The sequence below is a fragment of the Pseudomonas sp. Irchel 3H7 genome (assembly GCF_900187605.1).
Classification (GTDB): domain Bacteria; phylum Pseudomonadota; class Gammaproteobacteria; order Pseudomonadales; family Pseudomonadaceae; genus Aquipseudomonas.
Genome location: NZ_FYEA01000003.1, coordinates 350,354 through 368,774, shown reverse-complemented (window position 1 = coordinate 368,774; position 18,421 = coordinate 350,354). Strand labels below are relative to the sequence as shown.

Sequence of the window (18,421 nt, the reverse complement as noted above, 5' to 3'; positions counted from 1 at the left end):
TGATCAGCCTACTCAGGGCAGGGCAAAACAAAAGTTCAAAGATCGGGAGGCAAACGGCGTTGCGCAGCACCAACCCGACGAAAATTCGAATCTGAAAAATACATGAATACCACCCGCCGAATCGAAAATTCGTCACTCTGATGCAGAAAAAACCGACACGATTTGTTACCTCGCTGTAGGGCGCGGCGCTTCGAGCATCGCCACGCTGGCGGTTTTCGTTGGCGTGCATTGCGAGTCGCTGCCCGGTTGCAGATACGGCGTCAGAATCGGCGCCATGCCCTTGAGCACCTGCACTGGCAGGGCCGAGGTGAACTTGAAGTTCTCCGCCGAGCGCCCCGGGACGAACGCGGTGAGGGTGCCGAAATGGTGATCGCCGATGTAGAACACGAACGTCGCCGTGCGGTTGATCGACTTCGAACTGAGGATGCGCCCGCCCGAACCGATGGCTTCGATGCGGTTGTCACCGGTCCCCGTTTTGCCACCCATGGCCAGTGGGCTGCCATCAGCCAGTTTGAAACTGCCGGAAACACGTTTTGCCGTACCGGCGTCGACCACTTGCGACAGCGCCTCGCGCATGGCCGTGGCGACTTCGGACGGCATCACCCGTTTGCCGACATGCGGGTCATTGACCAGTTGCGTTTCGTAGGGTGTGCCGGCGGCGAAATGCAGGCTGTCGATGCGCAGGGTCGGCATGCGCACGCCGTCATTGAGGATGGTGCCGATCAGCTCGGCCAGTGCGGCCGGGCGGTCACCGGAACTGCCAATGGCGGTGGCCAGCGAAGGCACCAGGTGGTCGAACGGGTAGCCGACTTTCTGCCAGCGCTGGTGAATTTCCAGGAACGCTTCGATCTCGAGCATGGTGCGAATACGGCTGTCACGAGCGCCCTTGTGCTTGCTCTTGAACAGCCAGCTATAGACTTCCTGACGTTCGAAATGGCTGGCCTTGACGATCTCGCTGAAGGTCGCGTCCGGGTGGTTCAACAGGTAGCCCATCATCCACAGGTCCAGCGGATGCACCTTGGCGATGAAGCCTTGATCGGGCAAATCGTAACTGCCGGGGCCATAGGAATCGTAGAGGCGGATCAGGCGATCATCGGTGAGTTTTTCGCTGAGCTTGGCGCCTTTGAGGTGTGAGCGCACGAAGGTATTGAAGTCTTCCTGACTCGCCTCCGGCAGCAAGTAACGATGCACGGCGGCCATGCGAATCGGCGTCGGGCGCATGCTGTCGAGAAAGGTGTCGAGGCGCGCTTGAGTGTCTTTGTTTTTGTACTTTTTCCAGAACTTGAGCTGGAACGAGGTGCCTTCGCGGTCGGCGAAGCTCGCCAGGTATTCCTGCCGGCGCGGGTCACGATCATCCTTGAGCAACTCGGCACTGCTGTTGGGCCCCGAATAAGTGACATAACGCACCACGTCGCGCATCAGCCGAATGAACGGCAGGTTGATCGACTCGCGCAGGGAATCGCGCAAGGTCGGCAGGCGGCCGTTGTCTTCCTTGCGAAAGTTATGGAACGTGTGCAGGCCGCCGCCGGTGAAAAACGCCTCGCCGGGGCTGGCCGAGTATTTGCGGTCGAGGGCTGCGCCGAGCATCTTTGAAAGGTCGTGGTCTTTGTTCTGGATCAGGTAGTCGATGACCCACTGGCTCAAGCGGTCCTGATCGGGGACTTCGACTTTCTTCAGTTCCGGCACGCCCATTGCGCCGTACTTGTCGTGGAGTTCGGCGATGATTTGCAGGTAAGTGGTGAGCACGCGCATTTTCGCCGTTGAGCCGAGTTCGAGTTTGCTGCCTTCGTTGATGTCGAACGGCTGGTCGGTGCTGTCGGTCTGTACCCGCACGCGGGAACCGTCCGGGGTCAGCTCGAAGAGGGTGAAGCTGTAGCGCACTTGGGTGGTGCTGGTCGGCGTCAGCAAGCGTTCACCGAGCAGGCCGATTTCGGCGGCGTAGGCCGGGTCGGCGAGTTTTTTCAGGTAGGCGGTGGCCTGGGTTTGCAGGTCGCCTTGCAGCGTGCTGGTGGCGGACAGATCCAGGCGATCGAGATCGTACAGCGGCCGGTTGAGCATGCTCGCCAGACGACTGCGGGCGACGCTGATGCCTTTGTTGGTTTCGATCGGTTGCATGGTCGGCTGGGTCTGCCAGTCGCGGTAGGTGACCTTGCTGGCGAGGGCGGCATCGGCCAAAGCGCTGTCGATCACCGCGTTCTGCTTGAGCAGGCGCAAGTGGCTGTCGGTGAGGTTGGCGAGTTCCTCGCGGCCCTTGGTCAGATAATGCGAAGGGCGACGCTGGGCGATCATCAACGAAAGCATTTCACGCAGGACCAAGCCTTTGGCCGCCATGGTTTTCGGATCCGTGGCCGGACTGTTCAGCTGTGCATTGGCCTGGTTGAAATCACTGCCGTACCAGACGCGCAACCCCTCCGCCATGCCATGCACTTCACCATGCCCCGGCACCGCCGAGAGCGGCACGCTGTTGAGGTAATCGCGCACGATGTTCTGCCGTGCCCCCAGAGTTTGCGGGCCGGGCTGATAGGCGCGCACGCTGGCGGACATCATCTGCCGCAGCTTTTCGGCACCGGAGACTGTCAGGCCATCCGGTGAGTGCCGGTACTTTTCCAATTGCGTCGCCAGCGTACTGCCGCCTGCCGATTGGCCCGGCAATCGCAGCAGTTTCGCCACTTGCGACCAGGCGGCCATGCCGAAGCGCGGCCAGTCCACTGCCGGGTTGGCCAGCGGCTGTTTCGGGTCGAGCAGAAAGCGGTTTTCGATAAACAACAGGCTGCTGACCACCACTGGCGGGATGGATTCGAAGCTTGAATACAGCTGCTGCGGGTAGTTGTACTTGTACAGCGGCGCAGCCCGGCAATCAGTGATCGACAGCCCGGCCTGGATCTTTTCCGAATACGGCACGAACAGGCCTTTGTCGGTGTAGCTGAGCAGCGCCGGGGAAAAACGCGTCTGCTCGGTGATAACGTAATTGCGTTTGAGCAGGCGTGGCAGAAATTCATCCAGCGAGCTGTAGCCCAGGCGCAGATCGAATGGCCCATTGCCCGGATAGCGAATCGCTTCGCTGGGGCCGGGTTCGAGATGGTAAGTCAGCGACGCGGCGTACTGGCTGAGCTCGCGCGACTGGAAGCGCGAGGTGCGCATTTCCTTGGACGCGGCCAGTCCCACGACAATCGCGATAATCACCAGCAACAACCAGAAAGCCTTCCACCCATGCCGGTTGCGGCGGGGTTTTTCAGGGACAGGCGCTTCATCCACACGGTCAGTCGGAACCACGGCTTTACTCGAATCGGTTTGCCACAAAGCGCCCATAGTCGATTGATCCATTCACGCAGATTGATCGGACTTGTCTGAAGCTTAGACGGTGGTTGGCGAGGGGCGAGGGAATTGTGAGCGGGATGCGCCTCGAAGCACTGAGCCGTCTCGACCACTCGATGAGTGGCCGGGGCTTTTCGGTTTCTACCACGTGATCGTCCCCCGCCACACGATCACGCGGTTCGCTCGAACTTCGGTCGCCGGGGTGGCTGGTCTGATCGTTTTGACAGGCTCCTGACGGCTAAAAAGCATGACTGCCTGTATATGTTTTACAGCGAGCGAAGAGAGCGGGAACAAAACTTGATAAGGCTTTTATCGACTTGTGTTTTCCGGCTGTTTTTTTTCTTCGAATGATTTGTTTTCATGATGTTGAGTGTGATTGCGCATTGTTTGTTAGAAGGAATCGTTGGTTGGATTTTACATACAGTTGGTAAAACACTTAATTGGTAATGGTTGTCGGCTTTTTATTTAAGTGTTTTGGAGGTTTACTTTTTCCTTGTTTTAATCCTGAAGGAAAAGTGTATGTCTGAGTTTGAAAGTTCTACTTCGAATGTTGTTTCGGTAACTGACAGTGATACAAATAATATTGATTCCATAAAGCGTGAAGCCGAAAAGGTTTTGCCTTGCGCACTGGCAGATTTTGCCGGCGCTTTATCCTGGCAAATTCCTTTAAGTGTCGAGCAGAAGAAACAGGTGTTGGAAGCCGTTCGGCTTTTTATCGCCGGTCTTGATGACACGCCGCAGCCGGATCAAGGGCTGCTGGAACTAATGAACATAGAGCAACCGCTCGCCGCCGACGCCTTGCGCGATCCAGCCAGGGCACTGGAAACCCTGATTGCCGGAACTCGCGGTCAGGCATTGGGGCTGGCAGTGCAAACTCACTTGAAAGGTTTTGCCTCGGATGTAAGCGTCAACGACTACGCGCTGGCCGCACTTCAACTTGACCTTGATCCGCAGTCGATTGAAAACCATCAACGCAATAATGTCGCCGGATTCGATCTGGACAGTAAGCAACATTGGGGGGAACCGGTTGCAGCAGTATTCAACAAACTGCGCGAACACCTGATCAAAGACCGTGTCTGCAACTCCGAAATGGCTGGGTTGGGCGCTTACTTGTTGCTGGCCAGGCATGCTCCATTATTTCTGATCAAAGACCTGCCGACCGCAGTTAAATACGGTGGGCCGGCATGGTTCAACCTGTCCGTTGCCGCTGCGACCATCGAAGCTGAATCGCCGGGCAAGGTTGCAAAGATGAAGTTCGCACAGGTCATGGTCTGCGCCGAAAGTGCAGCGTTGATCGACCCGGCCGTTACTCAGTACGCGCAGACCGTTACGCTGATTGATTGGGGCGTTGTCCACGGGCTGGTGGAAAGGAAAAACGATGGACATTACACTCCGGCTGAACTGGATGTACTCAAAACACGTTTCAATGAGGCCTTGGCCGACCGGCTCAACACGCCAATTCTGTTGAGCAGTGTGTTCCCGAGTCGCAAGGAAATAGCTCGGGCCGGCCTTAAGAAGGAGTTTGGCGAGAACTATCCGATTGAAGAACACGTCCTTGAATGGGACCGCTCGGTGGGGGCGAAAATAGTCGGCGCACTCTCCCCGGTACCCAGTGCAATCCAGGGGCCGGTCGGGATGCACACGTTGCTGGACGTTGCAATGATGGACGGGACGTACAAGTGGAAAACCAGCCACCCACTCGTTAACTTCCGTATTCACGACATCAACGAACTGGATCTGCGTGTACGAAGGATCTTCAACCGTGAGTTTGAAGCGACGCTCAATCACCTCAAGGAAGGTACCCGGTTAACCATACGCCATCTGATTTCCGAGTTACCGCTGGAAGACCGAGAGAACATTGAATACGGCAAGATCGATTTTTATCAGGACAAGACCATCAAAGCCGGTTTGCAGTTTCATGACAAGTTTGTGCGTGCCGGCAACCAAAATTTGACCCTGAGAGTGGAGCAGGGCATCGATAAAAAAGTCTCGGTGTATTACATCGATCTGAAAGCGGGCTCAATCACCAAAAAAGACGTTGATCCCGTCACACAGACAGACAGGGTCAGCGTGCATATCCCCAGCGTTTCGTATGGTGTGAGGCCGTTCTATCTTGCTGACAGGGACATCGCCAAAAAACTCAAGCGAAGACCCTCCCCGTCATGGACATTTCCCGTTCCCGACAGTTATTCCAGCGAGAGAACCCGCATCATTGCCGATGCCTTTGTCGAGCATCTTGATTACGACAGTGAAGATATTCTCAAAGCCGCTGAAGGCCTGACCACGTGGGATCAGGAAGTGGAGGTGCTGGAGAGGAGTGTGAAGTTTCTGCTTAATCTGATTCCCTTCAAATCGGCCATCAGCAATTTTATCGACGGCAAATACCTGGACGGTGCAATTGACCTGTTTCTCGACGTGTTGGGATTCGTTACCGCTGGCGTGAGTGCCACGGCAAAGTTGGCACAATTGGGCGCCAGGACGGCATCGGCACTCAGCAAGGCGCTCAAGGCCGCGAAAATCATCGGCGCACTGGTTATCGGCGAACTCAATCCGTTCAGCGGGTTGCACGGTCTCGCAACGGGAGGCGCGCGGCTCGCAGGCAACGGAGTCAAGTTCCTTGCGAACCGCGGCCTGGGAAATATCGCCAGATTGCGCGGCGGGGCTGCGGGTAGCTACGAGCTGTTGCAGGCGGTGGGAAAACAACACGGGACTGCATTGCCTGGTACTTGGAAGGTAGGCGAGCAGAATATCGCTGGGATAGGCGTTTTGAAGAATGATCAGTGGTATCCCTACAATCCTGTAAACAACAGGATCTATGGCGCCCCTGGCAACTTTCAGCCCAGACAAGGCCGTTTGGGCAGCCTTTCTGGAGTGGATGCCGGCTATGCCGATCGCTATGCGGGTTTTAGCGCCAATATCGCGGCTGCCCGCACGCCACTCAACTTTCCAGCCTTTAGAAAAGCTTATGACGACGGGCTGGATATTCTGGAGGCCATCACTGATTACAGCTTCCGAATGGACACGCAGCAATTGGTCGAGTTGGCGGCCCAACCCGGCCGCCGCCCTGAAGAAATGGGGGCTCTGGTAAGGGAGATAGAAGACAGCCTGTTTGACGACGCCACGTTTTATACAAATCTTCTCCGTCAGGACATGCCCAAAGGCGTAACAGTGGAGCCGTTCTCGCAGTGTTATTTTCTGGCACGGGTCGATATGGCTTCCAATGGCAGATGCGCCGCCCTGTCGTACGCCATGGCGTATGCCTATCTTCATCGGCGAGAAGGCACTCTTTTGAGCAATGTCTTGAAGGCCGCCGAGAAGCAAACTCATCCGCAAGCGGCGCGATTTATTTCCGCTCTGGAAAAGAGTCAACAGAGACTGGGTCCCAAGTATTCGTTTCATACAGGTGGGGCGCCTAAAAAAATGGATGCCCAGAACATCATTGATGAACTCGTCGCTTCTCGTGATTCAAAAATCCTCATGATCGGTACTAAAAGTCACGGAATGGTCGCCGGCACCCGATTCACAGGCGGCAAGCAGGAATGGTTTTTTTTCGACCCTAACTCTGGCATGGCGATATTTGAAACCAGACAAACCTTACAGCAAGGTTTGTCTAAAGCGTTCGGGAACGGGTCCTTGGCGAGCACCTTCAAGACCTATGGAAAAAAACGCGGCGGCGCTGATTATGCTGTCAACGAGTTCCGGCCTGGCGATGTCGAATTGACCGACGTCCGTGACACTCTCGAAAAATTTTCCGCCATGCCCCTGAGCGTGTGATCCGCCCTGAAGGGGCAACTCCTCGAACCTCGTCCGTACGGGGGGCGCGGAAGCGCCGGTAACGCGTTACCGAGAGCGGTAAAAAGCAGGGCGAAGCAGAACGGCTTGCTCTTTTTGTGAATTACTCGCCGCTGTTTTCAGTGGCGAGTTTTCCTACTGGTGCCAGTTGATCCAACGGGTCTGCTGGCCTTCTCGCGACAACTCCCGCCTCAGGCTTTTTGCCGGTCTCAAGTACAAGATGTGGCTGTGCCCGGTCAGCTCGTACTTTGCGCTGGCGTTTCTGGTCCTGCTGACCGTTTTGTTCTACGTGTTCAAACTGCAGCCGAATAATCTGCCGCAAAGTGCCGCGCGTTCGGTGCTGTAAGGTTTCAAGCGTTCAAGGCCATCAACAAAGATCGCTGCCTGCAGCAATACCTACATCGTTCAATCATGTAGATATTGTTTCAGGAAGCGATTTTTTTGTTGTAACAGTAATCTCAAGATTTTCATTTGTTATGTTGAGAAGCATTTTTGGATGCGCGTCTGGGCGGGTCAAATGAATGTCTGTCTTTGCTGTGCGCCAAGTTATGGCGATCGGTGTCTGTTGTTTATAATGTTCTGTGACATTCACTAAGTAACAGTTTTTTCATGGTTGTTGATTAAATTGTTGTCTGTCGGTGTTGGCGCGCTATATCGGTAATGGTTCTTCGGTTTATGTTCTGCCGAATTCATTATCTACTTTGGATTCTATTAATCCCGTCAAGGAACAACAGATGTCTGAATCCAATGTAGACGTTGTTGCTGAAGTATCGTTATCCGAAAGTGATCAGCTGGAAAAAATCGCAACTTTTCTGCAAGTCGAAAAAGTCACTGCCCATCCGTTTGCTGACTTTGCCGGAGCATTATCCTGGCCGATTCCACTGACGGTCGCGCAGCAAAAAGAGGCCTTGCACGCCACGAGTGTTTATCTGGACAGCCTCGATATTGTGTCGATACCCGGTGCCGGAGTACTGGACTACCTGGACGCTGACGAGCCGCTTTCAAATGCGGCACTGAGTGATCCGCACTCGGCATTGGCTCGCCTTATTACCAGTCCTCGCGGGCAGGCGCTGGGGCAGGCGATCCAGACCCGCTTGAACGGAATCGCCACGGATGTCAGCGCCAGGGAATACGCAATGGCTGGCATCCATTTGAGCCTGCATGAGGGGGATATTGATCAACCGTCGCCTCGCAAAGTTGCCGGTTTCGACCTGGCCGGGGAGAAACTTTGGGGCAGACCTGTTTCGGCGGTTTTTGGCAATCTGACTGATTACCTGATCAAGGAACGTCTTAGTAGCCGGAAACTGGCTGGATTGACGGCGGCACTGTTGCTGCTTCGCAAGGCGCCCGAGTTTCTCGTCAAGCAGTTGCCTGCCAGTTTGAAATACGGCACGACGGCATGGTTCAACCTGAGAGTCGCTGCGCGAACGATTGAGGCTCACACACCCGGAAAAGTGGCGTATATGACGTTTGCCCAAGTCATGGCCAGTGCAGAAAGCGCTGCGCGGATCGACTCGCAAGTTGCGCCGCAAGTCAATGCCGCCGCCCTGGCAGATTGGGGCGTGGTCAGCGGCGTATTGCAGAAGAATAATGATGAACATTACCCCCAGGACGAGTTGGAAAACGTCAAGACACACTACAACCGGCAACTCGCTGACCGCCTCAATGCTTCGATCCTGTTGAACAGCGAACTTCCGAGCCGCAAAGCCATCGCGAAGCACAGACTCAAGCAAAAATTCAAAGGCGACATTCCTTTTGAAGAGCGGCTGCTGCAACAGCCCACTGTGGCCGCTGTTGACGGTGCCTTCTTGTACCCGACCCTGAACGGTCGATATTCGCTGCTCGACATCGCCATGATGGGAGGCCCTCCCTACTATCAATGGACGACCCGGGATCCTCGCTTGCAGCCGCTGCTTGACCAGATCAATGCGCCGCTGGAACTCGGTGTAGTCGACGCCTTCCAGACTCAATTCGAGAGTGCCGTCAGTAACATCAAGCAAGGTTCCCGGCTGCTGGTTAAACATCTGCTCGCCGAGTTGCCTCTGGAGGACAGGAAAAATCTCGAATACGGCCAAGTCTCTTTTTACCAATACAAGACTTACCGTTTGAGTATGGGCTTTTTCGGCAAAAACCTGACATCCACACACGGCACCCTGCGAGTGAAAGTTGATCTGGGCCATGAGTCGAAGCTTTATGAGATCGATCTCAAGCAAGGCGTTATTCATACCCGCAGCTACGATCCAGAGGAGGTGACGGAACGCACCGATGCTTTTGTTCCGAGCATCCAGTACACCATCGAACCGTTCAAGCTGGCTGACGAGTCGAAGGCCGGGAAGCTCCTGCCACAGACCGCAAACAGAACTTCGGTGCCCGCCAGTTACTCGAGCGAGAGGACCGAGCTGATTGCCGACGCCTTTGTTGAACATCTCGATCTGGACAGCGAGGCCATTCTGAAGGCCGCCAGTGGCCAGACTACGCAAGACCGGGAAAACGCAGCGGTGCAGAAGGTTATTGATTTCGTGGTCGACCTGATCCCGTTCAAGTCGGCGATCACCAATTTCGTCAAAGGCAACTATTTCGACGGTGCGATGGATCTGTTTTTCGATGTATTGGGATTCGTGACTGCCGGTGCGAGTGTTGCCGCGAAATTGGCCAGGATCGGCGTTTCCACGGCTTCAGCCATCAGCAAGACACTCAAGGCTGCGAGAATAATTGGCGCGGTGGTGATTACCGAACTCAACCCGTTGACCGCTCTGCGCGACGTGGGGGTGGGAGTTACCCGGCTTGTCGGTCACGGGCTCCAATTCATCGGAAGTCACGGTCTGCAGCAAATCATGAAATTACGCAAGGCGATGGACCTCAGCGAATTGGTGCAGATGTTGCGTAAAGAACACGGGCCGACGCTGATCGGTGCCTGGAAAATAAACGGACTAAGCGTCGACGGCCTCGGTGTGCTGAAAAACGAGCAGTGGTATCACTACAATCCGCTGAGCAATCGTCTTTATGGCTCGCCGGGTGATTTCCGGCCCAAGCCTGGCCGCTTCGCACTGGGCGGATTCGACAATAACGACTTCAAGCGCTTCACCTTCAAGCCAGCGGAACTCAGTGGACTTGAAGCCAATGCCCACGGTATTTATCGCAGTGCCGATGGCCAGCGCTTCTATATCCGCAACATCGATGCAACCGGCAAGGAAGCGGTGTATGGCATCAGGAATGATTTCAATCTGAAAGTTGATTTAACGGACGTGGTGATTGTTGATCCTTTGAACAATCGTCCCCACGGTCCCCGACTCTGGCAAGTCGCGCCGGATCAATGGCAGCCAGTTTCACTGCGCGGCGGCGATCTTCCGCCGGGGGCGGCAGACGTCCCGGCTGGCGAGATTGTTGATGAAAGTGCCAGTGTCAGCCATCAGCTCGTATACACCTCAAGCAATCCGCTGCGTCCGGACCCGGCATTTGTGCGCGAGCGGCTGCCCAACGGTTTATGGGAGCCCGTTATCGAAGCCGTCACTAAAAGTGAGGTTGAGCACTTGGCGTACGATTGGGGTGAGTCTTCCCTGATGCAATATTCGTTTCAGCTCACCAGCATCAATGAAGCGTTGTCGCCAGCGCAGTTGAGCCGGTTTACGGTGGCAACAGGGTTGTTGCAGCCGGTTCGAGTCAACTACAGCGACGAGATCACGAAACGACTGGTCAACAAGCAGGGCGGTTCGAGTTTCGCCTTTGTCATGGAACGCATTCAGCCCGTCAATTCGCCCCGGGCTGAATTCAATGCACTGAAAATTCATGACCCCAAATTCGGCAAACTTCCGCAACCATCGAATGCCGTGGTGGGTTATTGGGCAGCGCAGGGAGGCTATGTCGATATCCCGATCCATCCCAAGTGGGGCGAGCCCGATCATGTATTTACGCCAGGCTTCGGTGGCTGTTCGTTGGTGGTCGATCAGTTGGACGCCAGTCGCCTGCGGGTACGGCATGTCGAGGGTGGAAAGGAACTCGCTCAATACAACGGCCTCGCCACTCATGAACATGGCTTGGGTCTCAGCGCGTCCATGGAATATCCGGACTATGGATTGCGCGTGAATGCAAGCGGACAGGTAGACTCGAGGATGGTGGGTTTCGCCTTCATGAAGTACGACCATTCGGCGCGGTCCTGGAAGTTGCATTTCCAGATCAGCGAAGGCGCTGCAACAATCGTAAAATATTCCTCGGCGAAACCTGGCTGGATAACGCGGCCGGACACATTGGTCGGCGTCCACCCCAATTCCAGAGTTACCAAAGTGGTGACCAGACCGGTGCTGATCATTGATACGGTGGGCGCCGGGTAATGTGACGCTGCACCATCCTTGTGCAATACTCGCCGCCATTTTCGGTGGCGAGTTTTCCTACTTGTGCCAGTTGATCCAACGGGTCTGCTGGCCTTCTCGCGACAACTCCCGCTGAATCTTGTGGTTTATAGAGTGAAAAATCCTGCCTCAGGCTTTTTATACTGCACGCCCCGCTGATCTTGCAGGTTCTCTTGCAGGACGCGTCTGCCCACGAGGCAGGCGCGGTTTCACAGCAGCCAAGGCTTATCGGCCGACGCTTCGACACTCGGTGGTCATATCCAATAACAAGACGAGGTTGTCCCCCTATGCCAACTGGCAATCACCTGCCTCACGGCGACACCGCTCAGGGCGGTCCGCTCAAACGCGAACTCGGCGAACGGCATATTCGCCTGATGGCACTCGGTGCCTGTATTGGCGTCGGTCTGTTTTTAGGTTCCGCCAAGGCCATCGAAATGGCCGGTCCGGCGATCATGCTGTCTTACATTCTGGGTGGTCTGGCGATCCTGGTGATCATGCGCGCCCTCGGCGAGATGGCCGTGCACAATCCGGTCGCCGGCTCGTTCAGTCGCTACGCCCAAGACTACCTCGGCCCATTGGCGGGCTTCCTCACGGGCTGGAACTACTGGTTCCTGTGGCTGGTGACCTGCGTCGCGGAAATCACCGCGGTGGCCGTGTACATGGGCATCTGGTTTCCCGACGTGCCGCGCTGGATCTGGGCCCTCGCGGCGCTGATCAGCATGGGCTCGGTCAACCTGATCGCGGTCAAAGCCTTCGGTGAATTCGAGTTCTGGTTCGCCCTGATCAAGATCGTCACCATCATCGCCATGGTCATCGGTGGCGTCGGCATCATCGCCTTCGGTTTCGGTAATGACGGTGTGGCGCTGGGGATTTCCAACTTGTGGGCCCACGGCGGCTTCATGCCCAACGGCGTGACCGGCGTGCTGATGTCGCTGCAAATGGTCATGTTCGCCTACCTCGGTGTCGAGATGATCGGCCTGACCGCCGGTGAAGCGAAGAACCCGCAAAAGACCATTCCTGATGCGATCGGCTCGGTGTTCTGGCGGATTCTGCTGTTTTACGTCGGCGCGTTGTTCGTGATTCTGTCGATCTACCCGTGGAACGAAATCGGCACGCAAGGCAGTCCGTTCGTGATGACCTTCGAGCGTCTGGGCATCAAGACCGCCGCCGGCATCATCAACTTCGTGGTAATCACCGCCGCGCTGTCGTCGTGCAACGGTGGCATCTTCAGCACCGGGCGCATGCTCTACAGCCTGGCGCAGAATGGCCAGGCCCCGGCCGGTTTTGCCAAAACGTCGAATAACGGCGTGCCGCGTCGTGCGCTGTTGCTGTCGATTGCGGTGCTGCTCTTGGGCGTAATGCTCAACTATCTGGTGCCGGAGAAAGTCTTCGTCTGGGTGACCTCGATTGCCACCTTCGGCGCGATCTGGACCTGGGTGATGATCCTGCTGGCTCAGCTGAAATTCCGCAAAGGCCTGAGCGCCAGCGAACGTGCCGGCCTCAAGTACAAGATGTGGCTGTACCCGGTCAGTTCGTACTTTGCCCTGGCATTTCTGGTGCTGGTGGTCGGCCTGATGGCGTACTTCCCGGACACGCGCGTGGCGCTGTATGTAGGCCCTGCGTTCCTGGTGCTGCTGACGGTGTTGTTCTACGTGTTCAAGCTGCAACCAAGTAACGTGACACAAGGTGCTGCGCGTTCGGCGTCTTAAGTAAAAAACGCTGATACAGCCAAGCCCCGATCGCGAGATCGGGGCTTTTTTGTGGGGGCTGGTGCCGCCCGACCACTGGTCTGAAACAGCGATACAAAACCGCCGTGGCCGCTCAAAGCTTTATCACACACCGCTCCCCGCGCAGTCGTGAACAGAGGCGCCGCCATGAGGATCAGCGATTTTGTCGTTCGCGAGCTCGGTCGTCGCCAGGTTCTGCTGTTCTTTGTGCTGGCGACCGGGTTGTATGTTCTGCCGTTGATCCTCGCCGACTTTCCTTACATCGACGACAACTGGCGCGCACTGGCCGCCGGTAATGCCTGGGCCGGTTACGGGCGGCTGTTTGCCGACTGGCTGTATCAGGCGTTGACGTTCACCGGCGCTGCGCCGGATGTCTTCCCTTTGCCTTTGCTGCTCGCCACCTTGGCGATGAGTCTGGCACTGACCCGGCTGACGTTTCACTACTTTGTCGAGCCGACGCTGGCCTGTTGTCTGGTGCCATTGCCGCTCTGGTACAACCCGTTCCTGCTGCAGAATCTCTCCTATCAGTACGACGGGCCAAGTATGGCGTTGAGTCTTGTCGCGATGATCTACGCGATCACCTTTCACGGTGCGACTCGGGTGCAGTGCTGGCTGATACCGGCGTTACTGATTGCACTGGGCACAGGGTTGTACCAGATCAGCGTCAACGTCTTTCTTGGCTTGTGTTGTGTGGAGTTGCTCAGGGCGTTGCACCGGCAAGTATCGTGGACTGAGGTCTGGGGTTTGCTTGGCGGCAAGCTTGCGCAGTTCGGTCTGGGCATCGCGATCTATGGCGTCACCGCGTATCCGTTCATGACAGCCGGGCGCTATTCAGAACGGCTCGATGGGGCAGGGCATCCATTCCTGCAGATCGGCACGAACATGGGCCGCGTGCTGGAAAAAACCGCGCTGTTGTTTCACGGCGGATATCTTTGGGTGTTTGCCGCTTTGGTGCTTTGTGCGTTCTTGGGGCTGGCCCGTCTCGGTCGTCCGGATCGGCGCGCAAGTCATGTGATCCTGGGCCTGACGGTTTTTGCTGTATTGGTGCTACTGGTGCCAGGTATCACGCTGTTGTTTCGCGACTTCAACGAGGGCGCGCGCACGTTGATGGGGTTTGGCGTGCTTCTGGTGTGTTTGTTTTATCTCAGCCGTCTGGCGCTGGCGGCGCATAACCGCTGGTTGCCCTTGCTGCTGATCATCCCGCTGCTGGCGACGTTGTCGCTGTCGTTTGCCTACGGCCGCGTGTTGAGCATGCAGAAAACCTTCGCCACTGCAGCCCTGTACAGCCTCGGTCACGACATCGTCACCCATCGCGAACTGCGAGAAGCCAAGCGTATATACCTGTCGATCAACTACTCCGATCGCTGGCTGGCCAGCGCCGAGGGATCGTTCAGGCAACTGCCGGTTTTGCGTTATCTGCTCAATGTCGACTACTACATGCTCGCGGAAAACCTGCCTTCGGTGGGCATCACCAACGTGGTTGCCGAACGTGAGCGCCGCAATGCCACGCACGTTGGCTATCTGCAATATCCCGCGCTGGTGGAAAGCCTGTATTACCGCATTTATCTGCTCGGCGATTACGGGTTTATCGTCATGAAGGAGCCGCCGCACGGGCGGTTGTTGCAATGGTGAGTGCTGATTATTCGTCGGGAGGAACGCGCCAGTCTGCGGTGCAGACCGGCGCTTTTGCCGTTATGCCGCGGCCACTTCCTGCGGCTCGAAACTGTCCGCCCGCGCCATCTGCCACATCCGCGAGTAAAACTCGCCATTCACTTCCCCGGTAAGCAATTCCCCCGGTTTCAAGAACACGTGCAACTGCGAGAACAACTTGATCTCGGTCGCCGACATGCGCCGCACCAGATGCTTGGCCGACAGTTGTGATGGATGTTCAAGCCCGGCCGCCGCGAGCATTTCCGCCAGCGCCTTCAAGGTGTTGCGGTGGAAGTTGAATACACGCTGGGCCTTGTCCGGCACCACCAGCGCACGTTGGCGCAAGGCATCCTGAGTCGCTACGCCGGTCGGGCATTTGTTGGTGTGGCAGCTTTGCGACTGGATGCAGCCGATGGCGAACATGAAACCGCGCGCGGAGTTGGCCCAGTCGGCGCCGATGGCCAGCACGCTGGCGATGTCGAAGGCGCTGACGATCTTGCCGCTGGCGCCGAGTTTGATCTTGTCGCGCAGGTTTAAACCGACCAGGGTGTTGTGCACAAACAGCAGGCCTTCGCGCATCGGCACGCCGATGTGGTCGGTAAATTCCACCGGTGCGGCGCCGGTGCCGCCCTCCTTGCCGTCGACGACGATGAAGTCCGGGAGGATGCCGGTTTCCAGCATGGCTTTGGCGATGCCCATGAATTCCCACGGGTGGCCGAGGCAGAACTTGAAACCGACCGGTTTGCCGCCGGACAGCTCTCGCAGTTGCTGGATGAACTGCATCATTTCGATCGGCGTGGAAAACGCGCTGTGGCGTGACGGCGAGACGCAATCTTCGCCCATCAGGATGCCACGGGTTTCGGCGATTTCCTTGGTGACTTTGTGCTTGGGCAGGATGCCGCCGTGGCCGGGTTTGGCGCCTTGGCTCATCTTGATTTCGATCATCCGCACTTGCGGGTTCTGCGCTTGGGCGGCGAAGCGTTCCGGGTCGAAACGGCCGTCGCTGGTGCGGCAACCGAAATAGCCACTGCCCAGTTCCCAAGTCAGGTCGCCGCCATGTTCGCGGTGATAGGGGCTGATGCTGCCTTCACCGGTGTCGTGGGCGAAGTTGCCGAGTTTCGCGCCTTGGTTCAACGCGCGAATGGCGTTGGCGCTGAGCGAACCGAAGCTCATCGCCGAGATGTTGAACACCGAGGCTGAATAAGGCTGGCTGCACTGCGGGCCGCCAACGGTCACGCGGAAACTGCTCGGGTCGCTCAGCGGTGCCGGGCGCATCGAGTGCCCGATGAATTCAAAACCGGATTGATAGACATCGATCAGCGTGCCGAACGGTTTGTCGGCGGTTTCGTTTTTCGCTCGCGAGTAGACCAGCGAACGTTGCGCGCGGGAGAAGGGCAGGGCATCGCTGTCGGACTCCAGCAAATACTGGCGGATCTCCGGGCGGATGCCTTCGACCAGGTAACGGATGTTGCCGAGGATCGGGTAGTTGCGCCGTACCGCGTGGGGGCTTTGCAGCAAGTCGAACAGACCGATCAGGCTCAGTACGCCGGTGACGGCGGTGATTGGCCATAGCCAGTCATGTTCGAGGAAAGGCAGGCTGGCGAGTGTGAACATCACACAGACGGCAAAGAAGGCGTAGCGGCTCAGGAGTGACAGGCTCATACGGTTTCCTTGGTTCGGACTCGGAATAATCAGCGAAGATTGAGGGATAAACACATTCCCTTGTAGGAGTGAGCCTGCTCGCGATAGCGGTATATCAGCTACGAATGATTTGACTGACCCGACGTCATCGCGAGCAGGCTCGCTCCCACAAAAAGCAACTTCACCAAACGATCAGGCGTTTTGTGCCTGAAGAAATATCGAAAACAGCTCGGACTGGGATTTGATCCCCAGCTTGCTGTACATGTGTTTCTTATGGACTTTCACGGTTTCTACGGAGATTTCCAGCTTACGGGCGATTTCTTTGCTGGAGCAACCGCTGAGCATCAAGCGCCCGACATCCAGTTCCCGCGCCGTCAGTTGCGCACCCTTGAGTTGTTGCACCGAGGCTTCCAGTTGCACGCGCCAGTCTGCTTGAACGGGTGCGGCGGCGAGGGCCACGGTTTCGTTGATTTCATAAGGCAGGCGCTGACGCAACAAGCCCAGCACCCAAGGCTGGATCAATGACAGCAAGGCGATCTGTTCGCCAGTGAAACGTTTTTCACTGCCCAGCGACAGACACAACGTGCGCTCACCTTCGAGCTGACAATTGAACTGGATTTCGTCCGCCACGACATTCAGACGAAAGTATCGCTGGTAATACTCGGTCAGTTCGAAATGCTCCGGCGCCACTTCTGACAGGCGATACAGACCGGTGCGCGTTTGCTCACGGCAGGCGATGTAGAACGGGTCAAGCAGGTACAGGCCACGCAGATAATCCTGAAACAACGGATCAGGGCTGCCGTCTGCGCCGGGGCATTCGGCGAAGACTTGCGGGTGTTGATCGGCGCTGAACAGCAACGCCACCCAGCTATCGAACGGCACGTACTGGTCGAGCAACCGCACCAGTTGCGCCCAGAAATTCGGCTTGTCGAGCGCGTCGATCAGTTGCCCGACGGCGCGGTGCCAGGTGATGTCGTCAAACGAAAGTGTCATCGATCTACCCCTATCGGGTTACCCCGGCCGCGTAATTCCCTGGCCGCTCGCTTGCTGCGCATACTGGCCCACAGACAGCCACCGGGCAATCTTTCCGCGCCCGTCGCTCAGCACAAGGAATTCCCATGAAAGTCGAACTCGCCCAACTGGCGGGCCGTGACAATGCCACGGCCTACAACCTCGAACGCGCCCTGGCGGCGATTGCCGCGTGCGCGGCCGATACGCAATTGATGGTGTTCCCGGAAACCCACCTGATGGGCTTCCCGACAGCCGAAACCGTGGCGCAATCCGCCGAATCCGTCGACGGCCCGACCGTCAGTGCGGTGCTGGCAGCTGCGCGCGAACGCAACATCGCCGTGGTGATCGGCATGGCCGAGAACGACAACGGCCATTTCTACAACACCACGCTGCTGATCACCCCTCAAGGCATCGCCCTGAAATATCGCAAGACCCATCTGTGGGCGTCGGATCGCGGCGTGTTCGAGGCCGGCGACCGCTATGCCACGTGCGAGTGGAACGGTGTGCGTATTGGCCTGTTGATTTGCTACGACATCGAGTTTCCGGAGTCGGCCCGTGCCTTGGCGCAAATCGGTGCCGAACTGTTGATCGTGACCAACGGCAATATGGATCCGTACGCGCCGACACACCGCACCGCGATCATGGCCCGCGCGCAGGAGAATCAGGCCTTTGCGTTGATGGTCAATCGCGTGGAGGCGGGGGATGACGGTTTGATGTTTGCCGGTGGCAGTGCGTTGGTCGATCCGCTGGGGACGCTGCTGTTCGAGGCCGGGCGTGAGGAAGGGACGTTCTGCGTTGAACTGGATTTCGCGCGGTTGGAGATTGCGCGCAGGGATTACCGCTATCTGGATGATCAGCGTTTGAAGTTGCCGGGGGAGGTGCTGGAGCGTGGCGATGGTGTTCGCGAATTGTTGATTCCACGTCGTTGACCGCTGCCCT

The 18,421-nt window shown here is 57.0% G+C and carries 9 protein-coding genes; 6 read left to right on the top strand and 3 right to left on the bottom strand.

The window, feature by feature from the left end:
* Positions 1 to 165: 165 nt before the first annotated feature.
* Positions 166 to 3,309: a transglycosylase domain-containing protein gene (locus tag CKW38_RS07645; protein WP_095112361.1), complete on the bottom strand. Its 3,144-nt coding sequence runs from the start codon at positions 3,307 to 3,309 to the stop codon at positions 166 to 168.
* Positions 3,310 to 3,834: 525 nt separating this feature from the next.
* Between CKW38_RS07645 and CKW38_RS07640 the strand changes: the two genes are divergently transcribed.
* The 5 genes from CKW38_RS07640 (at position 3,835) to CKW38_RS07620 (ending at position 14,812) form a co-directional block, all read left to right on the top strand.
* On the top strand, positions 3,835 to 7,089 hold the full coding sequence (locus tag CKW38_RS07640) for a hypothetical protein (protein ID WP_095112360.1): 3,255 nt from the start codon (positions 3,835 to 3,837) through the stop codon (positions 7,087 to 7,089).
* Positions 7,090 to 7,327: 238 nt separating this feature from the next.
* Entirely contained in the window at positions 7,328 to 7,453 is a 126-nt protein-coding gene (locus tag CKW38_RS30365) for a hypothetical protein (protein WP_256588356.1), read from the top strand.
* A gap of 388 nt (positions 7,454 to 7,841) precedes the next feature.
* Positions 7,842 to 11,435, top strand: a complete 3,594-nt coding sequence (locus CKW38_RS07630) for a hypothetical protein (protein ID WP_095112359.1) — start codon at positions 7,842 to 7,844, stop codon at positions 11,433 to 11,435.
* 305 nt (positions 11,436 to 11,740) lie between these two features.
* Positions 11,741 to 13,162, top strand: a complete 1,422-nt coding sequence (locus CKW38_RS07625; protein WP_007916772.1) for an amino acid permease — start codon at positions 11,741 to 11,743, stop codon at positions 13,160 to 13,162.
* A gap of 165 nt (positions 13,163 to 13,327) precedes the next feature.
* Positions 13,328 to 14,812, top strand: a complete 1,485-nt coding sequence (locus CKW38_RS07620; protein ID WP_095112358.1) for a glucosyltransferase domain-containing protein — start codon at positions 13,328 to 13,330, stop codon at positions 14,810 to 14,812.
* A 60-nt stretch (positions 14,813 to 14,872) separates the two neighbouring features.
* Here CKW38_RS07620 and CKW38_RS07615 read toward each other — a convergent pair whose 3' ends face one another.
* Positions 14,873 to 16,492: an FMN-binding glutamate synthase family protein gene (locus CKW38_RS07615; protein ID WP_007949595.1), complete on the bottom strand. Its 1,620-nt coding sequence runs from the start codon at positions 16,490 to 16,492 to the stop codon at positions 14,873 to 14,875.
* Positions 16,493 to 16,663: 171 nt separating this feature from the next.
* Positions 16,664 to 17,464 carry a LuxR C-terminal-related transcriptional regulator gene (locus tag CKW38_RS07610; protein WP_095112357.1) on the bottom strand — a complete coding sequence of 267 codons (801 nt, stop codon included), beginning with the start codon at positions 17,462 to 17,464 and terminating at the stop codon, positions 16,664 to 16,666.
* A 125-nt stretch (positions 17,465 to 17,589) separates the two neighbouring features.
* On the opposite strand from CKW38_RS07610, the gene CKW38_RS07605 reads away from it, so the two are divergent.
* The gene (locus tag CKW38_RS07605) at positions 17,590 to 18,411 is read left to right on the top strand and encodes a carbon-nitrogen hydrolase family protein (protein ID WP_095112356.1); all 822 of its coding nucleotides are present in this window, start codon (positions 17,590 to 17,592) and stop codon (positions 18,409 to 18,411) included.
* The last annotated feature ends 10 nt before the right edge of the window (positions 18,412 to 18,421 follow it).